Origin of the sequence: Sutcliffiella sp. NPDC057660, assembly GCF_042800035.1 — a bacterium.
Taxonomy (GTDB): Bacteria; Bacillota; Bacilli; order Bacillales; family Bacillaceae_I; genus Sutcliffiella_A.
The window spans coordinates 17553-30188 of the sequence record NZ_JBHVHV010000019.1; the positions used below are offsets into that span (position 1 = coordinate 17553).

15 protein-coding genes are annotated in these 12636 nt (G+C 41.0%); 1 reads left to right on the top strand and 14 read right to left on the bottom strand.

Annotation, left to right across the window (positions count from 1 at the left end; translation table 11 throughout):
- Window positions 1-4: 4 nt before the first annotated feature.
- The 9 genes from ftsL to ACFVAD_RS19790 all read right to left on the bottom strand — a co-directional run bounded on the left by ftsL (window position 5) and on the right by ACFVAD_RS19790 (window position 8616).
- Entirely contained in the window at window positions 5-364 is a 360-nt protein-coding gene (gene ftsL / locus ACFVAD_RS19750) for a cell division protein FtsL (protein WP_386644132.1), read from the bottom strand.
- A 39-nt stretch (window positions 365-403) separates the two neighbouring features.
- Entirely contained in the window at window positions 404-1342 is a 939-nt protein-coding gene (gene rsmH / locus ACFVAD_RS19755; RefSeq protein WP_386644135.1) for a 16S rRNA (cytosine(1402)-N(4))-methyltransferase RsmH, read from the bottom strand.
- Between the two features lie 125 nt (window positions 1343-1467).
- Entirely contained in the window at window positions 1468-1899 is a 432-nt protein-coding gene (gene mraZ / locus ACFVAD_RS19760) for a division/cell wall cluster transcriptional repressor MraZ (RefSeq protein ID WP_204413469.1), read from the bottom strand.
- Window positions 1900-2210: 311 nt separating this feature from the next.
- Complete coding sequence (gene bshC, locus ACFVAD_RS19765) at window positions 2211-3839, bottom strand: bacillithiol biosynthesis cysteine-adding enzyme BshC (RefSeq protein WP_386644139.1); 1629 nt, start codon at window positions 3837-3839, stop codon at window positions 2211-2213.
- A gap of 91 nt (window positions 3840-3930) precedes the next feature.
- The gene (locus ACFVAD_RS19770) at window positions 3931-4320 is read right to left on the bottom strand and encodes a DUF3397 domain-containing protein (protein WP_386644142.1); all 390 of its coding nucleotides are present in this window, start codon (window positions 4318-4320) and stop codon (window positions 3931-3933) included.
- A 56-nt stretch (window positions 4321-4376) separates the two neighbouring features.
- Entirely contained in the window at window positions 4377-5297 is a 921-nt protein-coding gene (locus ACFVAD_RS19775; protein WP_386644144.1) for a 2-dehydropantoate 2-reductase, read from the bottom strand.
- A 143-nt stretch (window positions 5298-5440) separates the two neighbouring features.
- Window positions 5441-6982: an acyl-CoA carboxylase subunit beta gene (locus ACFVAD_RS19780; protein ID WP_386644147.1), complete on the bottom strand. Its 1542-nt coding sequence runs from the start codon at window positions 6980-6982 to the stop codon at window positions 5441-5443.
- Window positions 6983-7021: 39 nt separating this feature from the next.
- On the bottom strand, window positions 7022-7234 hold the full coding sequence (locus tag ACFVAD_RS19785; RefSeq protein ID WP_386644149.1) for an acetyl-CoA carboxylase biotin carboxyl carrier protein subunit: 213 nt from the start codon (window positions 7232-7234) through the stop codon (window positions 7022-7024).
- A 38-nt stretch (window positions 7235-7272) separates the two neighbouring features.
- On the bottom strand, window positions 7273-8616 hold the full coding sequence (locus ACFVAD_RS19790; RefSeq protein WP_386644152.1) for an acetyl-CoA carboxylase biotin carboxylase subunit: 1344 nt from the start codon (window positions 8614-8616) through the stop codon (window positions 7273-7275).
- 240 nt (window positions 8617-8856) lie between these two features.
- Here ACFVAD_RS19790 and ACFVAD_RS19795 point away from each other — a divergent pair, with 240 nt between their 5' ends.
- Window positions 8857-9354, top strand: coding sequence for an N-acetyltransferase (locus tag ACFVAD_RS19795; protein WP_386644155.1), 498 nt, complete (start codon window positions 8857-8859; stop codon window positions 9352-9354).
- A gap of 44 nt (window positions 9355-9398) precedes the next feature.
- Here the strand turns inward: ACFVAD_RS19795 and ACFVAD_RS19800 are convergent, their stop codons facing one another.
- The 5 genes from ACFVAD_RS19800 to ACFVAD_RS19820 form a co-directional block, all read right to left on the bottom strand.
- Window positions 9399-9815: a thiol-disulfide oxidoreductase DCC family protein gene (locus tag ACFVAD_RS19800; RefSeq protein WP_386644158.1), complete on the bottom strand. Its 417-nt coding sequence runs from the start codon at window positions 9813-9815 to the stop codon at window positions 9399-9401.
- A 120-nt stretch (window positions 9816-9935) separates the two neighbouring features.
- On the bottom strand, window positions 9936-10553 hold the full coding sequence (locus ACFVAD_RS19805) for an RsfA family transcriptional regulator (RefSeq protein WP_386644161.1): 618 nt from the start codon (window positions 10551-10553) through the stop codon (window positions 9936-9938).
- 92 nt (window positions 10554-10645) lie between these two features.
- Complete coding sequence (locus tag ACFVAD_RS19810; RefSeq protein WP_386644164.1) at window positions 10646-11407, bottom strand: enoyl-CoA hydratase/isomerase family protein; 762 nt, start codon at window positions 11405-11407, stop codon at window positions 10646-10648.
- A 329-nt stretch (window positions 11408-11736) separates the two neighbouring features.
- The gene (gene rpmF, locus ACFVAD_RS19815) at window positions 11737-11910 is read right to left on the bottom strand and encodes a 50S ribosomal protein L32 (RefSeq protein WP_010193033.1); all 174 of its coding nucleotides are present in this window, start codon (window positions 11908-11910) and stop codon (window positions 11737-11739) included.
- Between the two features lie 45 nt (window positions 11911-11955).
- On the bottom strand, window positions 11956-12471 hold the full coding sequence (locus tag ACFVAD_RS19820; protein WP_386644167.1) for a YceD family protein: 516 nt from the start codon (window positions 12469-12471) through the stop codon (window positions 11956-11958).
- Window positions 12472-12636: the final 165 nt, after the last annotated feature.

Here is a 12636-nt window from a genome sequence, read left to right on the forward strand (position 1 = left end):
GCATTTAGTCCCGAACATTCTTCACGTTATTTTCGTTTAATGAAAGCCCAAGATTCTTTGCTTTTTCCAGGATGCGCTCATAGCTGCTTTCCTCTGCCACCTGCAACTCCAATTCACGGTTCTTATTGATTTGGGTGGCTACAGTACCTTCAACCGTTTGGATCTCGCTGTTAACTTGATAGATCGTATTGTTGTTAGAAATGATATGAATAGATCCAAAAGCCAGCAGCCCAATGAACATATAGCCCAACACTTTTTCCCCTAAGGTGATCTTGGCACGTTTTTTGACTACTAGATTCTTTTTCGGAGCTTGCTGTTGTCGTTCTTCGTGTTGTCTCTGAATTTTATGAGCTAAGTTACTCATTTCCCTTCCCCCAAATCTTTAGTTTTTATCTGTATCACATTAGTCTTTAACTTTTTCGGCAACTCTTAGTTTTGCAGATCTGGCACGATTATTCGCCTCAAGTTCATCCTCGCTGGGTAAAATGGGCTTTCTTGTTACCAGCTTTAGTACCGGTTCAAATTCTTCCGGAATGATCGGCAATCCTTGCGGCAATTGCGGCAGTTGACTTTTTTCCTTGAAAGCCACTTTGCACATTCTGTCCTCAAGTGAATGGAAGGTGATGACACTGACTCTTCCACCCGGCTTCAACACATCGATAGCTTGGTGGATTGCATCCTCAAAAACTCCCAGTTCATCATTTACAGCGATGCGGATCGCCTGGAATACACGCTTCGCAGGGTGTCCTCCAGTTCTTCTTGCAGGTGCAGGAATACCGTCTTTAATGATTTCAACAAGCTCCAAGGTTGTTTCAACCGGTTTATGCTTGCGGTACTCCTCGATTTTCCTCGCTATCTGCTTGGAAAATTTCTCTTCTCCATATTGGAAGAAAATACGGACTAGTTTTTCATAAGGCCATTCATTGACTACATCATAGGCGCTCAGGGGACTATCTTTGTCCATCCTCATATCAAGCGGGGCTTCATGGTGGTAGCTGAAGCCTCTTTCTGGTGTATCCAGCTGTGGAGAGGAAACACCTAAATCGAATAATACGCCATCCACTTTGGTGATTCCGTGCTCATACAATTTTTCTTTCAGGAATTTGAAATTGCTTTTGATGAAGATGACACGATCCAGGTAGTTATGTAAAACGTGCTTCGCGTGCTCAAGGGCACTATCATCCTGATCAAATGCAACCAGCCTTCCTTTTTCTGAAAGCCTTTTAACAATTTCAGAGCTATGTCCTGCCCCACCAAGCGTGCAATCGACATAAATACCGTCTTCTTTGATGTTAAGACCTTCCACTGCTTCATTCAAAAGTACTGTTACATGGTGAAACATCTTCCACCGCCTTTCTAGCTCATAGCTGTTTCCATCCTGTTAGTGTGCTTCATTCCCTAATATTTTTCCACGGTTTAGGGCTTTTATCCAAGCTGCTCTTGCTGGTGCTTTGTAATATATCCCTTTTATAAGTCAAAGTCTACGAGGTTTTCTGCAATTTCTGCGAAGGAATCTTCCGAGTCTTCCACAAATGAATTCCAGTTCTCTTTGCTCCAAATTTCTATTCTGTTGGATACGCCGATTACGACACATTCTTTTTCCAATTGGGCATATTGCACAAGTGGAGATGCGATGTTCACTCTTCCTTGCTTATCGAGTTCACATTCTGTTGCTCCGGAAAAGAAAAATCGTGTAAAGGCACGTGCATCCTTTTTTGTAAGTGGCAACTGTTTCAATTTATCCTCGACAGTTTTCCATTCGGAGAGCGGGTACCCAAAAAGACATTTATCAAGTCCTCTTGTAAGTACAAAGGCTTCGCCTAAGTGATCACGGAATTTAGCCGGAACAATCATACGCCCTTTTATATCAATAGTATGATGATATTCCCCCATGAACATTCGGCTTCCCCACCTTCCCTCTACTTCTCTCCACAATCCCCCACTAATCTCCACTTACTTTATTGTACTATTCTCTTCCCTAAAAGAAAATCCTTTAAGCCTAAAATTTTTTCGTTTTTCATCTTTTTACAACATTTTTTGACAAAAGGATGAATGAAGGATGAACTTGACTGAATTTGACTTCGCAAAAACATGATGTGCTATCATTCTTCAACAATTTTATGTTTACGACCTATTTTCCCTCAGCGAATTGTCAGAAAATAAAAAACAAAAAAAGCAACCGGAATTGGTCGCTTTTTTCTTTGCTTCTATTAGATATATATCAGTTTGTGTTTGCCATTATGATCCAGTGGCATTTCACAGATCCGTTGTACGAGGTCCAGACCGTATTGATTCAAATAGTAGTAAATATTCCATACCCTCTCTTGCGGCAGGGAATTTGGAACGAGCGAAAGCTCAGCACGATGGTACTTTTTCATGACATTTGCATGTTTCTCATAGGAAGAGCGTTCCATCAGCCGTTTCATAAAGGCGAACTGCCTGTCAATCAAGTTCCAATTTTTTTCAAAGACGGACTCCAGATGCGGCAGGACACCCTTGCCAGCTTCCCTGAACTTTTGATGAACCTGCTCATATTCCTTCTGGTAGTATTCTAGGCGATTCTCAAGTTCCGCCAACTCCTGATTTCTTAACCAAGCTAGCCTTTTCTCCTCCAAGCCATATTTCAAAATATCTTCTATGTTTTCACCCAGCTCGTTGACTGTGGATTCAATATGCCGCTCCACTATTGTCAATCCGATACGAGGCACAACAGGAGGCATCTCAAGATCTAGCGCTTCGAAAGCCCCTTTCAATTCTGCCCAATAGCTGATTTCTCCAGGACCACCGATGAAGGCAAGAGTCGGAAAAAGCATTTCCTGCATCATAGGGCGTGTTACAACATTGTTTGAAAAATGGTGGGGATTGGATTGGATTTCTTCCTTGAGCTGTTCCCATGTCAACGACGTCTTTCTGTCTTTTGTACAGGCTGTCTGTGATTCTTCATCCCAGTAAAGAAGCTCCCTCTCCCCTTGTATATGAAAGAAGATATTCATGGAATTTGCCTGAACCTCAAGCATCTGATTGTATCCGACTTTTGCAAGATCGGTTTGGGCTGATATGACTTCCGAAGTAATACTTTTATGGTTGTTGATGATACGCTGAAAGAATGGAACCTCCATTTTCCTGAGGTCAGGGTCTGATGCATTCACAAGTATCAAACCAGTTCCCTTGAACAGAGTGGTGATTAGCTCAGCGAAGAAATCGACAATATTGTCTGCAGATTGTAAGGATCTTTCCAACAGAGCCTTTATATCATTCGTAAAAGCCGTTTCTCCAAAGGAATTTATAATTTTGAGCATCCATTCCCTAAGTTTTGTCTTATCAAGTTCAAGCTCCGAAACCATTTTCTTTCCAGCTGACTTCATCGGTAGGGAAATCTTTTCAACAGAATTGTCTGCCGGGATATTCACATGATTGATTTCATGGTAGTCATGATCCTCCCCGGCAATCCAAAAGACCGGCACTACAGGTACTCCAAGCTTTTTTTCCTGCTCTTGTGCAAGTTTAATGATGCTGATAATCTTGGAGATTGTATAAAGGGGTCCTGTCAATAATCCGGCCTGCTGCCCACCGATTACGACCAATGATTCTTCAGACCGCAGTCTTTCAATATTATGTAAGGTTTTTTCATCGGCATGGTAGTTGGTATTATAGCTTAATAAATGATCCGCAATTTCCTCTCTTAGGTAGGTACGGTCTTTGAGAGCATTTTTTCTGTTTTCAAATGAATTTGTTGAAAACGGATTATATGTAAAAAAACGGTGTAAGCTTTCCTCTTCTGATAAATAAGCTGATGCGAACTTATTGATAGTAGGAAGCGCAAGTTCTACTATATTCATAAAGTACGTCCTTTCTAATCGATCAAATATCCATATCTCCATGAGTATAGCATTGATTTGTTTTGAATCAAAAAAAATTGCCTAAAAAAATTCACGCAAAAGTTTCATATATTCTTTTCATTACACCAAAAAGAGCCAGGCAGAAATAGGCAAAGAAAAACAAAAGGAAATTGAAGCGCCAAAATCCTTTGAACACTTTTTTGAAATGTATTTCCTGCTTGATTTTATAATGCGTAATAACCATGATCATGGCAATGGATACAAGAACCATCAGGATAATCCATAAATAAGAACGCTCCCATATGATAACAATCAGGAAATGGACGGCAAGAATAAAAAATAAGGTGGAGGAATCTACGGCAGCATGAAAGGACCTTTTATTATTCTTCGTGATACTCCTTGCAAATACGTAAAAAAGAAACAAGGCAAATATAGGGACTGTAACGATTGTAGCAAAAAAGACAGTAATAAAATTGGACATGGCTCTTCTACCTCACTTCCTCGAACCTTATTGTTACAGAAATGGCTTTTAGACCATCACTGTTTTGCATGCAAATTATCCTCTTCCAATCCTTTGATGCTCCTATAAATAAATTCTGTAAGGGGCACTTTTTTTCCTTGTTCTCCAGCTAAAAAGATGAGATAACCTAATATCGCATCCACCTCGGTCCGCCTCCCAAATTCGATATCCCGTTGCATGGAAGAGCGGTTTTCTGCTGTATTGCTGCATATGTTTAAAACATGATCCCACATCTTTTCCCTTTCCTCTATTTCTATTAAAAACGAAATTTCCCGGTACAGGTCATACATGGTTTCTTTGTAGAATCGGTTATGTACCAATTGTCCATTTTTTACGCGATATAGAGTTGACAGTGGATTGATTATGGCATTTACCACCAATTTCTCCACGAGTATGTTTTGGTAACTATTACTTTTTATTAATGGAAAGCTCTCGGATAAACCCTTTTCCCACATATCCAGAATGCGTGAGTCAGAGGAATCGCTTCGAAATGGTGCAACTTTTGTCGATCCTTTACCTGTCCAGTTGACCGTTACGTCATCCAGCTTTTTTACACCATGCTCCACAACTCCGATTAAAAGGTGAGCATTTTCTATTTTTTCCGCCTGCTTCACATGGGCCATCCCATTTTGAAGGAAGAGCACACATTGATCTTTCTTCAATTTCAGTAAATGCGGCATTATATCTTGCAGTACATATTGCTTAACCGCCACAATGATTATTTCCTCTACAAGCTTAGATTTCTCAGAAAGTTTCTTTACAGTTACCTTTCTGTTACCAACAGGGAGATTTCCCTCCACCAGGGTTATCCCCTTGTCTTTCAGCTCTTTACACTGTTCGGGACGTTTTGTGTAGAGTGTGACAGGAAATAGAGCTGAAAAATGGTACGCATATAAAAGGCCTATCGCACCAGCTCCAATAATTCCAATGTTCATCATGCCCCTCCACCTTTTTACCTATTTCTTCTTATTGTACCAATATATGAAGGATAATCTACAGGAAATTAACAATAAATCTTTAAAAATGTTGTAAAAAAAGAGAGGGCCTACTCACGTTCAAATGAGTAGGTCCTCTCTTAAAATTATACTGGATAAACCGGATGTTTGCGGTGACTAAAATTCATTTGCTTACTTGAATAATAATGAAAACGGCTTATTAATACATTTCGAAGATCTTTGGCCGGAACGATATCATCGACAATCAGTTCAGATGCCAGCTTATAGATATCAATGTGCTCTTTATATTCCTGATGTTTTTCCTGAACATATGCCATTCGCTCTTTTGGGTCTTCAATCTCATTTATTTTATTGGAATAGACAGCATTAACCGCCGCCTCCGTACCCATAACCGCAATTTGAGCAGTAGGAAGCGCAATGCAGCAATCCGGTTCGAAGGCCGGACCAGCCATCGCATACAGACCTGCACCATATGCCTTCCTGACCACAACCGAGATTTTGGGCACGGTTGCGGAGCTCATCGCAGCAATTAATTTTGCGCCGTGGCGGATAATGCCCGCCCGCTCCACTTTGGTACCGATCATAAATCCTGGAACATCTGCGAGGAAAAGTAATGGAATATGATAGGCATCACAAAGCTGAATAAACTTTGCTCCCTTATCCGCAGAATCCACAAAAAGGACTCCACCCTTCACTTTTGGCTGGTTGGCGATGATCCCTACCACCTTGCCATCTATTCTCGCCAAGCCGGTGATAAGTTCTGGGGCAAACAGTTTCTTCATTTCAAAAAAACTGTCTGCATCAATCAACTGGTCAATTGCTTCATACATATCAAAAGGTGCATTCTGGTTGACAGGAATGATGTCAGCCAGGTTTCTCCCCTCTTTCGGAGTTACCGGATCAACCTCGGCAGTCTTGGTTTGGTAACTGCTCGGAAAATAGGTCATATATTGACGTGCAAGACTGATCGCTTCCTCTTCAGATGAGGCAAGCACATCACCGCAGCCACTCACAGAACAATGCATTCTTGCTCCGCCCATTTCCTCAAGGGTAACCTTCTCCCCTATGACCTTTTCGGCCATCCTCGGTGATCCCAAATACATGGATGCATTTCCGTCCACCATTACCACAATGTCACAGAAAGCTGGAATATAGGCACCACCTGCAGCGGATGGCCCAAACAAAAGACATACTTGCGGTACCATCCCGGAGAGTTTCACCTGGTTGTAAAAGATTTTTCCTGCACCACGTCTATTTGGAAACATATCCAGCTGGTCGGTTATTCTCGCTCCGGCAGAGTCAACAAGATAAAGGATTGGAACCATCAGTTTTTCCGCTGTTTCCTGGATTCGGATAATCTTTTCCACTGTCCTTGCTCCCCAGGAACCCGCTTTTACGGTTGAATCGTTTGCCATAACACATACCGTCTGACCATGAATTTTTCCAATTGCCGTAACGACACCATCTGCAGGAAGTCCCTTTGCTTGATTGTTTGCGAAAATCCCGTCTTCTTCATATTGACCATTATCAAATAACAGCCCCAAACGGTCCCTTACGAACAGTTTGTTCTGCTCTTTCAGCTTTTCATGGTATTTTTCACTTCCACCACGTTTAATCTTATCTACGTTTTCCTGAAACTGTTGATCCAGATCGCTTGTTTTGATCATTCAGAGCCCTCCATTCTGCCTCTTAGTTGACTTTATCGGCTATTCCAGTTCGAGAAGTACATCTCCGTCATTTACAAAGTCACCCTCTGCAGCATGAATGGATGATACTTTCCCATCAACAGCTGCTTCGAGAGGAATTTCCATTTTCATGCTTTCCAGGATAATAACAGTCTGACCTGCAGTGACTTCGTCTCCTGCCTCAACTAAGATTTTCCAAATAGTACCTGCCATTGATGCTTCAATTTTTTTCATTGTGATTTCCTCCTAAGATTCATGGTGTATGTCCAACATCAGTTTGTGATTGGCTTCATGGACTGAATAAAGCCGGTATGGTAATCCCCTTTAATGAATTCATCTATTTGTAGCGCATGCCTTAAAAACGGCAGATTGGTCTTTATCCCTTCCACTTCCACTTGCTCCAGATACTCTCTGGCACGATCGATTGTTTCTTCCCGAGTTTGTCCGTTTATGATAATTTTGGCAATCATAGGATCATAGAATGGTGTAACTTTCAGGTCCGGACCATATCCACTATCGATTCTTATTCCTTCTTGCAGCGGCATATGCCATTTTGTAATCTGTCCCGGCGATGGAAAGAACGTAACCGGATCCTCGGCATAAACCCTGAATTCTATGGCATGCCCTTGACTTGTGATCTCCTGCTGCTTTAATGGGAGAGGATTTCCGGCAGCAACAAGAAGCTGCCACTCAACAAGATCAAGTCCGGTAATGGATTCAGTAATCGGGTGTTCCACCTGTAGCCTTGTATTCATTTCAAGGAAATAGAAATTCTCCTTGTCATCCATAATGAATTCCACTGTACCTGCATTAGAGTAATTGACTTGCTTGGCAGCTAGAACAGCCGCTTCACAAATCTTCATTCTTGCGCCTTCACTGATTGCAGGACTTTGCGCCTCTTCGATCACTTTTTGATTTCGACGCTGAACAGAGCAGTTTCTCTCATACATATGTACAACATTTCCGTGACTGTCACCAAATACCTGCACTTCAATGTGTCTCGCGTTTTCAACGTATTTTTCAATAAACATATCTTCATTTTTAAAATATGCTTTTGCTCTTTTCTTTGTCTGTTCAAAAGTTTTCTCTATATCCTGTTGGTTTTCACATCGGTGCATCCCGATGCCTCCACCGCCTCCACTCGCTTTCAACATAACAGGATAGCCGATCTCAGCAGCAAGCTGACAAGCTGCTTCCAGGCTTTCCACCGGCTGTTCGGATCCAGGTACAACAGGAACGCCAGCTTCAATCATGGTTCTTCTTGATGAGAGCTTATCCCCCATCAGTTTGATGACATCGACAGACGGACCGATAAATATCAGCCCTTCCTCATGCAGCCTCTCACTGAATTCCCCGTTTTCCGATAAAAATCCATATCCCGGATGTACGGCATCCACATTTTCTTCTTTTGCAATTTCAATCAAAAGGTCCACATTCAAATAGGATTTCTGAGGTGGGGCTTCTCCTATATGTCTTGCAATAGTTGCTGAATGGACGTAAGGCAAGTCTTTATCAGCCTCTGAATATACTGCAACAGTTTCAATACCCAACCGATTGCATGTGCGGATGATCCGTTCCGCTATTTCTCCCCGGTTGGCAATAAGTATCTTTTGCATAGAGCTGTCTCCCTTCACTAGAAATTACCTGAATACTAAGCAAAAAATGCTCTAACATACTACTAATTCTACATAATCCCTTCAATTCCTTCTAAATTTGCAAACGCTTTCTAAAATTATTGCAGAATTTTTTGTTATTTTGTTATATAATTAATATTAAATAATTGCTTTCCGATTAATAAGATAAAAGGAAAGCGTTTTATCAATTGGCTGACCAGAGAGACATGAGGGGGAAAACGTATGACTGTAAAAAAACTATCGATTAACTATAAAACTTTAGAAGAATTCAAGCAGTTCAGGGAATATGGAATACAGGAGCTTTCCATGCTAGAGGATCTTCAGGAAAATATTATTGAAAATGACAGCGAATCCCCTTTCTACGGAATTTACTTTGGGGAAAAATTAGTAGCCCGAATGAGCCTATACCGAGTTTCCAAGGAATTGGATAAATACTTTGAACCAGCTCAGGACTACCTGGAGCTATGGAAACTGGAAGTATTGTCAGCCTATCAGAGAAAAGGCTTCGGCAAAGAACTCGTTGAATTTGCAAAGAGCTTCGGTTTACCGATCAAAACGAACCCACGTGTAAAATCAGCCGACTTCTGGAATCGAATGGGCTTCACTTCCGTTAACTACGACGTGGAGCGCGATTTGGGAGAGAATCCGCTAGTATGGTATCCAAAAGGGGTATCCGCCCAGGAAAGAGCACAATCCGGAACGCTTGATACTGCAGAATAAAAAATAAAGGGAAATTGCATAACGGCAATTTCCCTTTTTTTCTATTACAGAAATCGTTTTTTCATATCCGGGCTTGGCAGCATGCATTCTTCCTTTTTACCGAACCATTTGTAACGATTTTTAGCCACATAACTGTATATTGAATCTCTTATAGGCTTAGGCACTAATATTAATGGATAAAGAAGCTTCCATGGCCAATCCAATCCTTTAAGCACTTTTAAGCCAGCAGACGATTTTGTGTAGTATCTGTTGCCCAGGATGAAATAGAAAGTATCGAAATCATTTGTAGAAAGGGAAAGGTTTTTTAACAGCTGCTGACCCTTCTCTGATTGCAGGGATGCAAATTTGAACCTTCCCTTTTTATCATTTCTGATCACAAAAATAACCAAAGAATTACACATATTGCAAACTCCATCAAATAATAGAACGGGTTGAATATCCTTTTCCTTTTTGCTAGGCATAAGAAAACCTCGCTTTTCTTTGTATGGTTCCATTATACCTCTATTTTCTAAAAGAAGGTGGTTTTAACCCAATAAAAAAAACCACCCCGTTGATAGGTGGTCACTCACTTTGATTGAATACTACTTTTCCACTCTTTCCAAATTGCCGTTTCGATCCATTTGAAACTTTACCTTTTTATTCTTCTCATCATCCTGGAGCACGACCATCTTTCTCGCGCGCTCCATTATTTCAATCAAGGCACGATAGTCTTCCTCGACAAGATTCATCGATGTTTCAAGCTCCAATTTCGCTTGCCCCAATAGCTGGACTTCCCCTTCAAGCATATCGACCTGCCTTTTAAGCTGAAGGTTTTCATCTTTGAGCTTCGTGTATTCATTCTCCAATTGCTCCAAATGGTTCAGATAGCTTATGACAGCAGAAATGGTGAGGTTATCTGATGCATATAATTTTTCATTGATACTGTTGAAATCCGATACTTCAGGAACGGGATTTTTTGCTGCATGTTCCCTTTTGATTTCTTTTCGCTGCTTTTTGGCAAGTTCGATTCCTGACTTATATTGCTTTCTGACATATGAATTCCACCTGAAGCCACATGCGGCAGATGTTCGAGAAAGTTTTTTTCCGACTTCCTCAAAGGCCGTAAGCTGCGTGCCACCATCTCTTATATATCGTAACACCACTTCCGCCAACAATAGATCTTCATCTTGAGTCCATGCATCTTGACGAACAGTAGACATAAGCGCTATCCCCCTAACACACTTTTTATTCCTATACATATGCGTGTAGTAGAAAAGATAGACTAAATGAAGCACCAAAATGAAGTAACACCTTATTTTTTCTTACTTTGAAGAAACCTCTCCACAGCGCTGTGATGTTCATCCTGTTCCCATAAATATGCACATTGCTCTATTTCTGCTAGCATTCTCTCTTTCAGGTTTGTCTGCTCCCATTTGGAGACCAGTGCCTGTTTATAGCTTCTTAGCACTCCCGAAGATTGGACAAGGCTCTCATGTAGGGCGCGCGTTTCAATAGCAGGTACTATTTTCTGAACGAAACCAAGAGTTTCTGCCTCCTCTGCTGGATAGATAGTGGCAGAATTCAACATTTGCAAGGCTTGAGGTGAAGGGATTTTCTCGAATAGCATGCTCGCCCCTCCCCAACCGGTTGTAATTCCAAGCTTTCCTTGAACAAACCCCAATTTGGCATGGGGCAATGCCCACCTCTGATCACAGGCAGAAGCAATTTCGCAGCCCCCTCCTATTGCCGTGCCATTAATAAGTGCATAGGTGGGGACAGGAAGTGTCATAAGACTATAAAGGATCGCCCCCATTTTTGAAAGCATGGCGTAAGCATCCTCTTTCGTGTGGAGGGCATGAAACACGGAGAGATCCCCACCTGAACAGAACGAATGCTCCCCGGTACCAGTGATAATGAAGGCTCTGATGGCTGTATTCCTTTTTACTTCTTTTAACGCCTGCTCCAGTTCATTCATCACATCGTAATCGACCGCATTTCTTTTGTCGGGGCGGTTGATTTTGAACCAGAAAAACCTATGTTCATCTATGTAGCTTACAGTTTTTGAACTTTGCATAGCTGAGCTGCTCCTTTTTTGGATTTTATTTTCATATTAACTGATTTCCGGGTGCTTGTATTGCTTTATGTAAGAGATTCACATATAAACGAACACAAATAAAAAGGCTCTTTTCGAAAAGTTTGTTGCTTTTGTCCGTAAAAAATCGGCATTTGGATTTTTTACAGCAATTCTCCCTATATTATTCAAAGTGAAATAAATCTATCGCAAGGGAAAAGAGCACGAGAGCAAGTAATATTAAGTGCTTACGGTGGATACGTCAAAAGCAACAATATATGCGAAAATAGCCAATAAAAAAAGCACAAGGGACGGACCCTGTGCTTTTTTCATTATTTATTTACTACTTCTTTTCCTTTGTAAGTACCACATGCTGGGCATACACGGTGTGATAATTTCTGTTCACCGCAGCTTGGGCATTCTACCATACCAGGAACTTGTAGTTTAAAGTGTGTACGACGCTTTCTTTTTACAGTTTTAGACGTTCTTCTGAAAGGTACAGCCATTCTTCCCACCTCCTTAAAAACGAGTTTCCATTACAAGCGTAATCTCTACTCTTGGTCTTTCTCAAAAAACTTAGCCAGTCCTGCAAGCCTTGGATCAACCTTTTTCTCTTGATCCTCGTCTGTAATGACGCCCCAGTCTTTACCTGATTGGGGAGCAGCCTCTTCCTTATCGGGAGAGTCTGAGAAAATCTGCATCGGTACTTCGAGAATGATTGCCTCCTTAATGACTGGCATTAAGTCGACAACATCACCTTCAACAGTGTGCAGCTCTTCTTCATCACTTTCATACTCAGCAGGCTGAAAAAGATAAGTTTCAGTTGTTTTTATCGTAAAAGGATAGTCCACATCAACCAATGTACGTGAACATGGTAAAACCATTCTACCTTCCACAGTTAAATGAAACGTAGCTTTTTTCGAACTTAAATCAGCTCTGCCAGTTACGTGAACGGCTTCAATAGATCGAATATCACTATGTGTCGTAATTTCACTTACATCAACTGTTTCATCGATTTCTAAACCTTTATGTTGTAACTGATTTAACTGGAATAATGTCCATTTCAACAAGATATTCACCTCAAGGCAACAAAAGTAATTATAGCTTTCACCGATATATTTGTCAATATTTTTTCTTTACACTATAATTATAGACATAATCCTATGATTTGAACAAGTACTTAACAAAAATAGCTGAAAAAACAATCGATAAAATAATATTACCATCAGACA